Genomic DNA, 13,225 nt, shown 5'->3' on the forward strand with positions numbered 1-13,225 from the left:
CGTACAGCAAAAATTAGATGTTTATCTGTGATCTTTTTTTAGATTTTGGAGCGAAAAGTATGATTTAGTTTCTAATTTTTCAAGAGTATGAAGTATTGATAAAGAGGGGGCAAAAGGCAATCAAATTGATGTTATAAAAAAGGGCGGCCCCATAAAAATGCCTAACTTTTTGGGTGCAGTGTACATTGGCCGCCCTTTTTTATGTTGCTTTAAAGCTAAATATTAATTTTCTGGCAACAATACCAAGCGGATGTAATTATCTCCATTTAGGTATTTTTGTGCCGCGGCCTTGGTGGCTTCTACAGTTACGCCATTAATGCGTGCTGCATTTCCCAAAACCTGATCTAGGTTATCGCCATACTTTAAGCGATTGGTTAAATAATTTACCCAAAAAGCATTTTCACGGAGGCTTAGTTCCTCTTGTCTCAGTTCTTCAGATTTGAATTTCTGTAAATCCTCAGCGGTTACGCCATTTTGCTTAAAGGCACTTACTTCCTCTAGCGCAGCTTTAATCAGTTTTTCAACGTTGGCTTTGGCGCAGTTAAATGAAATGGTGAAGAAATAATGTGCTGATGGGTATTTTTGTACGCTTAAAGATACGCCAGGGCTATAAACGCCACTTTCTTTTTCGCGAAGGCGCTCAGTGATTTTAATATCCAACGAAGCTTTTAAAGCATCTAACATTACATTGTTCTCTGCGTTATAGGTGTAATCATCATGAAATACCAATTGTACGGTAACCTTGTCTTCCAAACCTTTTTTAACGGCTTTGCTTACTTGCCCTTTTGGAGGGTTAATGCCGTTGTCCACAAAGTTTTCATTTCTGTTTAACGAAGGCAAGCTGGCCAAGTAAGTAGTGATAAACGGTTTGATTTTCTCTACCTCAAAATTGCCTACAAACACGAAGGTTTGGCCGCTGGCATCTGCAAAACGATCTTTGTAAAAGGCAAAGGCCTTATCCAAGTTGATTTTATCGATGTCAGCAAGGTTGGTAGGCATGCCGCGTTTGTGGTAGTTGGCCATTACGGCTTGTACCGTATCTGCAAAAACGCTTGTAGGGCTACTGTTTTTGTTTGCCGTAATTACCTTGTAATCGCTGATATTCTTGTTGAAAATCTCTACATCTTTACGCGGGTTGGTTGCGTAGGCATAAATCAACTGGAAGGCAGTTTCCAGATCTTTTGGCGAAGTACTTCCTGAAAAACCTTGGTAAAGATCATTGATGTATGCGCCGGCCGAAACCGTTTTGCCTGCTAAATATTTGCTCAATTGGGTAGGGTTGAAATCACCTACACCGCTTTGGGCAATAAGGTTGGCATTATCTGCCGACTGAAAATCGTCGTCTTTGGCCAATGATGAGCCACCCTTAGCAAAAGAGGTGAAGATAATCTGATCATTTTTGAAATCAGTAGGTTTTAATACGACTTTAACGCCGTTGCTTAAAGTTAATGAGGTTACGCCAATTTTGTCATTTTTGGTTTCGTTAACAATGGTTCCGGCTTTTGGAGCTTGCGCTATAAGTGGTTTGTTTACGGTATTGTCAACATAAGGCGTTACCCCGTTGCCAGCATTTTTAATGGCAGCCAATAAAGCAGCTTCGGTAGGTAAGTTCTCTTTCTCCTTTTCAGGCGCCTGAACTACCACAATTTGATTGGTTTGGGTTACCATTGCTTTTGCGGCGGCGTTTACATCTGCTAAGGTAATGTGCTGAAGCATTTTTTTAGACAGTTCATAAGTTAGCTCGGCAGAAGGCATTGCTGCGCCAATTAGGAAGTTGTTAAGGTATTGCTGCACAAAAGCTGCAGATTTGGTCTTGTCTTTTTCCTTGAATTGTTTCTCCACGCTAGCTTCCACTTTTTTCTTTGCCGTTTCCAATTCGCCAGCGGTGAAACCAAACTTGGCCATACGTTCGTTTTCGGCAATGGCCGCAACAATGGCTTTTTGCAATTCAGCACCTGTTTTTGCTACGGCTACGGTTTGCAAAGCACTAATATCCCAGATCAATCCGCCTTGATAAGGTGCGTATGAGCTTTGGGCAAACAGGAAAGGGGCATTTCCTTTTTGGGTAATTTCTGCAAGGCGAGCAGCAATCATGCTGTTTACCAAGTTTTGGGTGAATTGCAATTTATAATCAGCTTCTGTTTTAACAGGGCCCTGTTTTTGTTTGTAAATTACCTGGGCTACGTTATAAGGTTGTTCCTTATCGGTCACCAATTTAATTAGTGGTTGGGCATTGTCAGGAATACTGTAATAAGGCCTTGCTCGCTCATTGGCAGGGTTCTTTAGATCGGAGAAGTTCGCGATAATCAGCTTTTCTACTTCGTTTACGTCAAAATCTCCTACGGCAATTACCGACTGAAGATTTGGGCGGTACCAATCTTTGTAAAAGTTACGGATTTTGTCGTGCGTAAAATTTTGCAGTAACTGAACATCGCCAATAGGCAAGCGCTTGGCATATTGAGAGTTGCCCAATAGCAACGGTAAAAGTTGCTTTCTGATCCTTTCGCCGGCATCTTTACCACGTTGGCGGTCTTCTTCGATAATTACACCACGTTCGTTGTCAATTTCTTTGCCATCCATGCTTACTTTTCCGGCCCAGTTGGCCAAAATTTTAAAGCCGGTTTTAAAAACCTCAGCGCTGTCGGTTGGAATTGGTAGTTGATAAACCGTTTGGTTAAAACCCGTGTAGGCATTAAGGTCGGCACCAAAACGTACCCCTGCTTTTTGTAGGTAATTGATGATTTCGTTTTTAGGGAAATCTTTGGTGCCGTTAAAGGCCATGTGCTCTGTAAAATGCGCCAAGCCTAATTGGTCTTCATTCTCCATCAAAGAACCAATTTTATTGCCCAGGTATAATTCAGCACGGTTTTTTGGTTCGGTATTTTTTTTGATGTAGTACACTAAACCGTTCGGCAATTTTCCAATTTTAACGCCAGGATCATTGGGGATGGTGGGACTTACAGCTGGTTTGGCAGCGGTTTTAGCCGTTGCAGTTTTTGCTGGTGCCTTTTTTTGTGCAAATGCTGGTTGAGCTAACACAAAAGAAAGTGCGCCAACCGCAAGTAAATGCAGGTTTTTTTTCATTGATATTAAATTAGTTAAGTGGGTGGTCTCCTAAATTTAGAGCTATTTTGTATGATAAAGTTACAAATAGATAGGGGTTTTTAGCAAGATATGCCAACGTACGTCTATAATATTTGTTTGTTGCGCCTTTGCCTTTAAACTTTAATAATGATGTTACGCTTATACATGATCCACAAAATCACGTACCAGAACAGTACAAATGCGATGGCGTAAGCTAAGGAGGCATTTAAAGGATTGGTAAAACTAGCGGCAAACCAAGCCTTGTTAACGTAGTTCAGCGCTCCAATTTTTTCCCCTTCAAGATCAAGCTTGATCATATTCAGCAATCGAGGCATCAGTCCGGATAGGAAAAAAACCGTGATGGCATTTACACCATATACCACAAAAGGCTTGGTAAATCGGTTGTACTGGTTCACATCAATTAGCCAATAGGAAAGAGACAGGATAAGGGTTGCCCATCCGCCAGTATATAAAACAAAGGAACTGGTCCACAGTGATTTGTTGATTGGGAAGCTTAGGTCCCAAAAAAGCCCGCCAATTACGGCAAGCACGCCGATTGAAAATAGCCAGGAGATTTTGGTGGCTGCATCAATGGTTTTGTTTTTGAGATACACACCAACCAGCACCCCAAACAAACAAGTGCCAATGGCAGGAATGGTACTTAAAATACCTTCTGGGTCCCATGTTTTTGCGGCCTTCCACAAATGGGCTTCGGTTAAAATGGTACGGTCAAGCCAAGCACCCAAATTGGTTTCTTTTTCTAAATTGGCAAAGCCTACACCAGGCACAGGTACAAAGGTCATTAAGGCCCAGTAGCCAAAAAGGAAGATCACGATGGCCTGAAATAGCCTTTTGTTATTCAGTTTCAAAAACAGCACTGCAGAAATGAAAAACACCACCGCGATACGTTGTAAAACGCCAGGGATTCTGACCGTTTTTAAAGACTCCACAAAATTGAAATCGCTAAAATTTCTTGGAAAAAAAGCAAGAATAAAACCAAGTAAAAATAGGGTGAAAGCTCTTTTGAGTGCTTTTAAAATGGTTTTTCCATGAGTGCTTTGGTCATCTCTTTTGCTGCCCATGGCATAGGCAATAGAAACGCCTACAATAAATAGGAAAAAGGGGAATACCAGGTCGGTAGGGGTGCATCCGTGCCATTCGGCATGTTCCAAGGGGGCATAGATATGGGCCCAGCTTCCGGGGTTGTTCACCAGGATCATGGCGGCAACCGTTAAGCCCCTAAAAAAGTCAAGAGATAATAGTCGTTGTGGTTTGGTTTCCATTGCGTTTAAATAAAAAATATCTTCTATGTTTTAGTTCGGTTAAACTAAAGATAGAAGATATTTGTCAAAAGCTTGTCATCCTGTGCTTGTTGGAGCGTTCCGTTGGAGATTCCCGCTACGCACAGAATGACAAATTATGGGAGTTAAAAATGAAATCTTACAAAAGCTTCCATCGCTTCGTAATCAGCCAAACCTAAATCATCATAGATTTGGGCAGTTTCGCGATTTCTGTCTTCCGCTCTTTGCCAGAACTCCCTAGGGTCATCACCTGGGAACACTGGGATATCCTTTTGGGATTGGTGCTTGAAAATGGCTAATTTTTTGCGTTCTACCTCGTTAGGGCTCAAAGGAACTGCCATTTCAATCTCGTGCGGCTCAAATTCGTGCCAAGCGCCACGGTACATCCATAGCCAGCAATCTTTAACCCAATCTTCTGTAGCTTTCAAACGCCTTAATGCTTCTACAATAATGTTAAAGCACACAATGTGGGTTCCATGCGGATCTTCAAAATCGCCTGCAGCAAAAACCTGGTGCGGTTTCACTTGTTGCAGCAGTTCCATGGTTAACTGAACATCAATCTCAGAAACTGGGTTCTTCTTCACTTTGCCGGTTTCATAGAAAGGGAGTGCCATGAAATGGATATTTTCGTCAGGAAGGCCTGAGAAACGGGCCCCGGCAATGGCTTCACCTTTTCTGATCAAGCCTTTCACCAGTTTGATTTCTTCGGTATCCACCTGGTTGGGGCGTTTATTGGCCATAAACTCACGCATGTCATCGTAAGTTTTTCTCATGTTGGTTTGGTCGATGCCCATTTTTTCTGAGAAATCGATGTTGAACTCCACGAAACGTAATACGTCATCGTCCCAAACTGCGGTGTTCCCAGAAGTTTGGTAGGCCACATGCACGTCATGTCCCTGATCGGCCAATCTGATAAAGGTACCGCCCATGGAAATGACATCGTCATCAGGGTGCGGCGAGAATACAATTGCTCTTTTCTTCGCTGGATTTGCCCTTTCTGGGCGTTGGCTGTCGTCGGCATTGGGTTTGCCGCCCGGCCATCCGGTAATGGTGTGCTGTAATTTATTGAAAATATCAATGTTGATGTCGTAAACCGGACCATGTTCGGTAGCTAATTGCGCCATGCCATGGTTGTTATAGTCATCTTCCGTTAATTTGAGGATTGGTTTTTTCAGATGTCTTGCCAACCAAATTACCGCTTTACGGGTAAGGGCCGGAGTCCAGTCACAGTCTCTGGCTAACCAAGGGGTGTTAAACCTGGTCAATCCCGTGGCCGCATCTTCGTCTAAAATAAACTCCACATTGTCCGAAAGTTGTAGGTAAGTTGCAGGAACCTCGCTCGAAATTTCCCCTTCTACCGCCTTTTTGATAATGGAAGCTTTTTTCTTATTCCAGGCCATCAGGACAATTTCTTTGGCCTTGAAAATCGTACCAATACCCATGGTAATGGCTTTGGTTGGTACGTTGGATTTACCACCAAAATCGCGGGCAGCATCCCTACGGGTAAGGTCATCCAAGGTTACCAGGCGTGTACCTGAGTTTGGTGCCGAACCAGGTTCGTTAAAACCGATGTGTCCGGTACGGCCAATCCCCAAAATCTGAATATCCAGTCCGCCAACACTTTCTATTTTCTTCTCATAATCTAAACAGAAAGCTGGAATTTCTTCAAGACTTAGGGTGCCATCGGGAATGTGTACATTGTTCTTGTCTATGTCGATATGATTGAAAAGGTTTTCATTCATAAAGGTAACATAGCTCTGTACGGCGTTAGGTTGCATTGGATAGTATTCATCCAAATTAAAGGTGATTACGTTTTTGAAGCTTAAACCTTCTTCCTTGTGCAATCTAACCAGTTCCGCATAAACCGCAACCGGGGTTGCACCAGTAGCCAGGCCTAATACGGCTTTTTCGTTTTTTTGTTGTTTTTCTTTGATTAGCGAAGCGATGCGGTTCGCAACACTTAGAGAAGCTTCCTGTGGATTTTTAAAAATACTTACCGGAAGTTTTTCGAACCTCGTTTCTTCTAATAGATTTAATCTTGCCATTAATCTTTGGTTTTTATTGAACGGAGCAGTAAATATAGAACAGTTAAATAGAAAAAAAAATAGATAAAACTTGCAAGAAGCCTCAGCAAGTGCAAAAACCCCCTTTAAAGGTTGTTTTGAGGCATTATACTTTTTAAAAAAATTAAAAAACATTGGGCGGGCATAGGCTTCGTTCATAAATGACCGTACCGGAATTAAAATTGCCTACGGTTTTAGCTAAACATCTTGTACATTACGCCTCCCAAAAGGTAAGCTTGTTTTTTATGAAAAATCAGATCACAGACTTTTATCAAAAATCTCAAAAGGAAGAAAAACTCATCATTGGCCTAATGTCGGGTACTTCAATGGATGGGTTGGATATTGCCCTTTGCTCATTTAAGGGGCATGGGAGCAACACCGAAATAAAACTACTTCACTTTAAGACAGGAGATTATTCGGCATATTTCCGCCAACAGGTGAAGGGCATATTTTCGAAACGGCAAGTTGACTTGGAAATGGTGTGTTTGATGAATGAGCAAGTAGCACTTACCCATGCCGCCTTGATTAATGAGGCCATTGCCGAGTGGGGCTACCAAAATTCGCAAATAGATTTTATTGCCAGCCATGGCCAAACCATTTATCATGCCCCTAAATCTTTGCATCAGCAGGAGGGCCTGCCCAACGGAACTTTACAAATTGGCGATGGCGACCATATTGCCGTAAATACAGGGATTGTAACGCTAAGCGATTTTAGGCAAAAGCATATTGCGGCCGGCGGCGAGGGCGCTCCTTTGGCCGTTTATGGGGATTATCTGATTTTCTCCAAAAAGGGCGAGGACCGTATTATGCTAAACATTGGTGGAATTGCCAATTTCACTTACCTGCCGGGAGACTTGGATGCCGGTAAAGTGTTTTCTACCGATGTTGGCCCAGGCAATACCATGATGGACCAGTACGTACAGCAGCATTTTGGCGGTTTGTACTATGATAAGGATGCTGCCATTGCAAAACGAGGAACGGTAAATGGCGCATTGCTACAAGCTTTGTTGGCTGATGCTTTTTTCGGAGCGGATTTCCCTAAGACCACCGGGCCGGAGCTTTTTAGTTTGGCTTACCTGGAACTGGCACAGCAAAAAAGCAACACCCAAAATTTAAGCCCTGAAGATGTGATGGCTACGCTGTGCCATTGCTCAGCCCATGGCATTATTGAGGCCGTAAAACGATCGTTGGTAAAACTCTCCAATCCAGTATTGTATTTAAGTGGTGGCGGGATGCACAACCCCTTACTGTTAGCGCTGTTGAAACAGGAACTTCCACAAATTATCTTTAAAACCACAGCAGACCTGGAGATTAATCCGGATGCCAAGGAAGCTGTTTTGTTTGCGCTACTGGCAAATGAGACCTTGAGCGGGAGCCAAACTTATTTCGGCGAAAGGGAGGGGGTGCCATCTATTTGTATGGGGAAAATCAGTTTGCCAAAATAAATTTTGGATTTTTGCAGTTTGTTTGCGGTTTAATGCAAACAATTGCAGATATTTATACTTGAATAAACCAGTGTTTGTTCTGAAGCAGCAAAATAGCTGAAAACTAACCACTTATTTACATTAAGTATGAAGAAAATCTATACTTCATGGCGGTTCAAATGGAGGATACTCTGTATGTCGCCCCTCTTTTTGCTGTTTTTTTTAACGGCAAATGCACAAACCAATCGTTACGTTATTAGCGGAAAAGTCACCGAAGAGGGGACCAATGCGCCTGTTCCCGGAGCGGGAATAAAGGTGCAGGGGACCAATTTTGCGGTTGCTGCCGGTAGCGATGGTACGTACTCGCTAGTGGCCAATCTGGCGCCAGGAAATTACCGCGTTTCGGTAACGTTTATTGGATTTAAAACGGCAAGTCAACAAATTACGCTAGGCTCAAATAACAACGTTACTGCTAATTTTACCTTAGGGCAAGATGCCATGGGATTGGATGAGGTAATCGTAACAGGAACATCGCAAGGAACTACGCGTAAACAGTTGGGTAGCTACGTGAGCACTGTTAAAGGCGATGATTTGAATCGTGCTCCGAGTGGCAATGCGTTAGCTTCATTGCAAGGTAAAACGCCAGGAGCACAAATCAGCCAGAACTCGGGAGATCCGGCAGGAGGTATTTCCGTGAGATTAAGGGGGGTCAGTTCGGTTAACTCTTCGTCAGAGCCGTTGTATATTATTGATGGGGTGATTGTAAATAACTCAACCAAAAGAGTAACCAATACCTCTTCAAATTACGACGGAAGTAATTTTGTAGGGAATATTGGGCAGAATAGGATGGTTGATATCAATCCTGCAGATATTGAGCGTATTGAGGTTTTAAATGGGGCTGCGGCAGCAGCAATTTATGGCTCTAGGGCAAATGCCGGGGTAATCCAAATTTTTACTAAACGAGGGAAAAGTGGCGCTCCCCAGGTTAGTTTTAATACCAGTTTGATCGTTAGTGAATTGCGTAAACAAGTTGAGGTAAACCAATCACCAACAAAATTTGGTGGGCCAACTGACGGCGTGGGCGCACAAACCCAGGACGTATTGACCCCAACGTTAACCACACAAACTCCCGTGACCAGATATAATTACCAAGACTACATTTTCAGAACCGGCGTGGGAACGGATAACTCGGTTTCGGTTTCAGGTGGAACAGACAATACCAAGTATTACACTTCAGCGAGTTATTTTTCTAACCAAGGCATTATTAAAAATACGGATTTCAGAAGAATCAACTTTAGGGCTAACCTGGATCAAACGATTAATAAGTGGGCAAAAATGACAGTAGGGTTTAATTATATACATAGCAGTGCCAATGAAAAACCTGATGGTAACTCATTTTTTTCACCGATGAACTCGGTAACCATTATTGGTAACTTCCATGATATTTTTGCAAGAGATGTCTCTGGTAATCTTAAGGCGGTAGGAGAACGCGGGCGTGTAAATCCAGTATCGGTTATTGAAGATATCGAACAAGGCCAGTATACCAATCGCATCATAGCCAACGCTGGATTGAAACTCAATCCAATTAAAAATCTAACGATAGATTACACGATGGGCGTGGATAATTCTATCCAAAATGGAACAACCTATATTCCCCCGTTTGCCTATAATGTAAGTACAGGGTTTTATGGTGGCGGTCCAACCTTAGATCCATCTTTAAATGGTTATGCGAGTGCGGCAAATGCAACCACCACCATGTTTAACAACGAGTTAAATTTAACTTATGATGCAAACATTTTGGGGTCTTTGAGCTCAACAACACAGCTGGGAGGGTCGTACCAATATCAAAATGAGCTATATAGTTTGCTAAATGGACGTGGCTTGGCTCCTTTTGTTAAAGTGGTAAATGCGGCAAGCACCTTGTTGCCTAATTCTGATAATAGGTCTGAATTTTCCATCAGCGGAGCCTATATCCAACAAAATTTTAAATATAAAGACCATTTGTTTGTAACGGGAGCGATTAGGGTAGACCAATCAACCGTGTTTGGGGAGGATAATAGGACCCAGTTTTATCCCAAAGCCAATGTGAGTTATGTGCTTTCATCCGCAGATTACTGGAAAAACCTAGGGGTTTCTTCATGGTGGAACGCCTTTAAAATACGGGTAGCTTATGGGCAATCGGGGAACTTAACAGGTATTAATGCCTACGACCGTTTTAATGTGTATTCGCCAAGCTCTTTAAACAACAAAACTTCGTTAAACTCGCCGCTAGCCCTGGCAAATACAGATGTTAAGCCAGAGCGCCAACGAGAGCTAGAGCTTGGTACCGACATGTCATTCTTTAACAATCGTTTGGGCTTGAATTTTAGTTATTATAACAAAACAGTAACTGATTTATTATTGTCGGTGGCTGTGGCCCCAACTACTGGTTTTTCCAATCTGCTTGATAACATTAATGGAAAACTTTATAACAAGGGGATTGAGCTTATGCTTACGGGCGTGCCAATTAAAACGCAGAATTTCACATGGGCTTCAACGTTAATATTTAATAGAAATAGAAATAAAATTGTGGGTTCAGGCGCACGTATCACATTCACTACAAACCCAGGCGCTCCAGTTTCAATCATAGATGGTTATCCCATAGGTGTATTTTATGGAACTTATTTCCAGCGAAATTTAGATGGAAGTATTGCAACCAACCCTGCGGGTATCCCATTAACAGAGGGACAGGCGGCTAATAATGTACAAAAGAAAGTCATAGGCGACCCTAACCCGGATTATACAGGCTCGTTCGTGAACGATTTTACCTTTAAAAACTTGAGTTTACGGATACAGTTTGACGCTGTACAGGGAGGGGATGTTTGGAATGCAGACTGGAGAACCCGCCAAGGTGTGGGAAATGGGAAAGTTGCAGAAGCAGAACAAATGGGAAGGCTGCCTAGAGGCTATGTTGCAGGCGCTTATAATGTAGAGGAATGGCGTATAGATGATGGTTCCTTTGTTAAGCTAAGAGAGATCTCTTTAAGCTATAATGTTGGTCAAGTAAAGTTTATTAAAAATTTAGCGATTAACATTAGTGGTAGAAACCTATTCTCATGGGATAATTATAAAGGATATGATCCCGAACTTAATTCGGGAGGCCAGTCTACCGTGCTAAGAAATATTGATTTCGGTGCGGTACCAATTCCACGTACCTTCTCATTAGGATTACAGGCAAAATTTTAACTTAAATTTATTTTTATGAAATACTTAAAATCACGATATATAGGCTGTGCGTTTCTATTTACAGCGGTGGTATTTACAACCAGCTGTAATAAAGAATATCTAAATCCTAATGCGTCCACTGCAGATGAAGTTTTGGTGTCTTTAAAGGGGCTAACAGGGGTTACTGTTGGATTGCAAAAAACCTATTCAACCAGTAGGGCTGGGCTACTTTATGCCGGAATAACACTAAATGGTTTAACCACCAATGAAATGATTTCTATCAATACCGGTAATACCAATGAGGAACGTTTGGTTGTTGGTGGTGTACAGGTTGATGGAGATAATACCATAGTGGGTAATGTTTGGACTAATGCTAATAAAATTATCTACGATGCGGATCATGTCATTAAAAATGCAGCAAACTTGCCAGATAAAAATTATGCCGCTGGTTTGATTGCCCATGCCAGTATTTTTAAGGCATTAGCTTTGGGTAATTTGGCCGAGTATTGGGAGAGAATTCCCGCTGGAACTGGAAAAAATGTGCAGTTTGTCGCCAGGTTAGATGGCCTCAATAAAGCGATTGCTACAATTGATAACGCACTAGCTGTAATTGCAGCCAATGCAATCAGCGCCACTTTCCTGGGGAATATCCCGAGCGGGATCGATATCCCAAATACACTGAATGCACTAAAAGCACGTTATGCATTATTTGCCGGTAACTATACCATGGCTTTAGCAGCTGCCAACGCAGTAGATTTGACTAAAAAATCAACCCTCACCTACGATGCATTGAATCTGAATCCAGTTTTTGAGATCGCCACCTCTACAAATAACGTTATACAGCCCAAAAATTTAAATTTAGGTCAAACAGGAGCAAATGTGCCAGATTTGGGTGATGGAAGGATACCCTTTTATACCGTGGTAAATACAACGGTACGCATCAAAGGTTTTGGTGATGCAACTTTTGCCCCTATTCCAGTTTATTTACCTGGAGAAATTATGTTGATTAAAGCAGAAGCTTACGCACGTCAAACTATTCCAGATCTTAATAATTCATTAATTGAATTGAATAAAGTGGTGACGAAGAACAACGATATTTTTGGTGTTAATGCAAATTTGCCTTCTTTGACGGGGCCTTATACGCAATCGGAGCTGCTAGGTCTTATCTATAAGCACAGATGTATTGAGCTTTTTATGTCGGGCTTAAAATTGGAAGATATGAGGAGGTTTAACCAACCTTTAACTGATCGGAAACGCAATTTCTTTCCTTATCCTTCGCAAGAAAGAGATAACAACCCTAATACCCCGGCAAATCCGGCATTCTAATAATAAAAAGGAGGCAAAAGCCTCCTTTTTATTATTTATATAATCTGTAAATCTTTCGCTTGGTATGCTTTGAGCATTTGGTCATCTGCATCTAGTTCAGTCACTAAATAACTGATGTTCTCTAAGCCCGCTACCTTTAAACGCAGCGTAATCCCCAATTTCTCGGAGATACACAGGATGGCGGTTTTTTTAGAAGAAGCAATCATGGCCTTTTTCAGTTGGTTAATTTCCCAGTCGGTGTCGGTAACCCCATCTGTAGGATGCAAGGCGCTGGTTCCCATGAGGCAAAGATCGGCCCTGATATCAGCCAGTTGGCTAATTACATGGCCACCGTAGCTGATTTGCGAGTTTTTCGCGAATAGGCCTCCAATCAAAATCACTTCTATTTTTTCATATTTGGCCAACTCTACGGCTACCAAAGGGCTGATGGTGATGAACGTAGCGTGCAGATGCTGGGGCAATTGTTTGGCCAGTTCGATCACGGTGGTGCCGCCGCCGGTTAAAACTACCATGCCGTCTTTGATCAATGAAGCGGTTTTTTTGGCAATGCTAATTTTGGCATCCTTGGCGTAAACCTTGCTGTCGTCAAAAGTGGATTGATAAGATTTGGATAACGCGCCCCCGTGAACCTTGTTGAGCAGGTTATCGTCTGCAAGTTCCTGCAAATCTCTCCTAATGGTGTCTTCCGATACATTTAATAATTCTACCAGATCAGAACTGAGCACGCGGTTGTGCAAGTTGATTTGGCGCATGATGATGTTATGTCTTTCTTTTTTTAACATTTTTTAGTGCAGTGTTTGATTTGATTAAGATAGTGAAAATG

General features: G+C 42.2%; 7 protein-coding genes. 3 read left to right on the forward strand and 4 right to left on the reverse strand.

Features of this window, described 5'->3' with window-relative positions; genetic code table 11:
• Positions 1-222: 222 nt before the first annotated feature.
• The 3 genes from DUT71_RS03090 to nagB form a co-directional block, all read right to left on the reverse strand.
• Positions 223-3,084: a M16 family metallopeptidase gene (locus DUT71_RS03090; RefSeq protein ID WP_113661037.1), complete on the reverse strand. Its 2,862-nt coding sequence runs from the start codon at positions 3,082-3,084 to the stop codon at positions 223-225.
• Positions 3,085-3,218: 134 nt separating this feature from the next.
• Positions 3,219-4,367, reverse strand: a complete 1,149-nt coding sequence (locus DUT71_RS03095) for an acyltransferase family protein (protein WP_113661038.1) — start codon at positions 4,365-4,367, stop codon at positions 3,219-3,221.
• A gap of 143 nt (positions 4,368-4,510) precedes the next feature.
• Positions 4,511-6,430: a glucosamine-6-phosphate deaminase gene (gene nagB, locus DUT71_RS03100; RefSeq protein WP_113661103.1), complete on the reverse strand. Its 1,920-nt coding sequence runs from the start codon at positions 6,428-6,430 to the stop codon at positions 4,511-4,513.
• 263 nt (positions 6,431-6,693) lie between these two features.
• On the opposite strand from nagB, the gene DUT71_RS03105 reads away from it, so the two are divergent.
• The 3 genes from DUT71_RS03105 to DUT71_RS03115 all read left to right on the forward strand — a co-directional run bounded on the left by DUT71_RS03105 (position 6,694) and on the right by DUT71_RS03115 (position 12,402).
• Positions 6,694-7,893, forward strand: a complete 1,200-nt coding sequence (locus tag DUT71_RS03105; protein WP_113661104.1) for an anhydro-N-acetylmuramic acid kinase — start codon at positions 6,694-6,696, stop codon at positions 7,891-7,893.
• 126 nt (positions 7,894-8,019) lie between these two features.
• Positions 8,020-11,097 (forward strand): SusC/RagA family TonB-linked outer membrane protein, encoded by a 3,078-nt coding sequence (locus DUT71_RS03110; protein WP_113661039.1) that lies wholly within the window; start codon positions 8,020-8,022, stop codon positions 11,095-11,097.
• Between the two features lie 15 nt (positions 11,098-11,112).
• A complete protein-coding gene (locus DUT71_RS03115; protein WP_113661040.1) occupies positions 11,113-12,402 on the forward strand; it encodes a RagB/SusD family nutrient uptake outer membrane protein in 1,290 nt (429 codons plus the stop codon).
• Between the two features lie 35 nt (positions 12,403-12,437).
• Here the strand turns inward: DUT71_RS03115 and DUT71_RS03120 are convergent, their stop codons facing one another.
• Positions 12,438-13,184 carry a DeoR/GlpR family DNA-binding transcription regulator gene (locus DUT71_RS03120; protein WP_113661041.1) on the reverse strand — a complete coding sequence of 249 codons (747 nt, stop codon included), beginning with the start codon at positions 13,182-13,184 and terminating at the stop codon, positions 12,438-12,440.
• Positions 13,185-13,225 lie beyond the last annotated feature (41 nt).

The sequence above is a fragment of the Pedobacter nanyangensis genome (genome assembly GCF_003313505.1).
GTDB classification, from domain to species: Bacteria; Bacteroidota; Bacteroidia; order Sphingobacteriales; family Sphingobacteriaceae; genus Pedobacter; species Pedobacter nanyangensis.

Coding starts and splice junctions, on each gene's coding strand:
- DUT71_RS03105 (WP_113661104.1), top strand. CDS start 6,694: ATGAAAAATCAGATCACAGACTTTTATCAAAAATCTCAAAAGGAAGAA.
- DUT71_RS03110 (WP_113661039.1), top strand. CDS start 8,020: ATGAAGAAAATCTATACTTCATGGCGGTTCAAATGGAGGATACTCTGT.
- nagB (WP_113661103.1), bottom strand. CDS start 6,430: ATGGCAAGATTAAATCTATTAGAAGAAACGAGGTTCGAAAAACTTCCG.
- DUT71_RS03120 (WP_113661041.1), bottom strand. CDS start 13,184: ATGTTAAAAAAAGAAAGACATAACATCATCATGCGCCAAATCAACTTG.
- DUT71_RS03090 (WP_113661037.1), bottom strand. CDS start 3,084: ATGAAAAAAAACCTGCATTTACTTGCGGTTGGCGCACTTTCTTTTGTG.
- DUT71_RS03095 (WP_113661038.1), bottom strand. CDS start 4,367: ATGGAAACCAAACCACAACGACTATTATCTCTTGACTTTTTTAGGGGC.
- DUT71_RS03115 (WP_113661040.1), top strand. CDS start 11,113: ATGAAATACTTAAAATCACGATATATAGGCTGTGCGTTTCTATTTACA.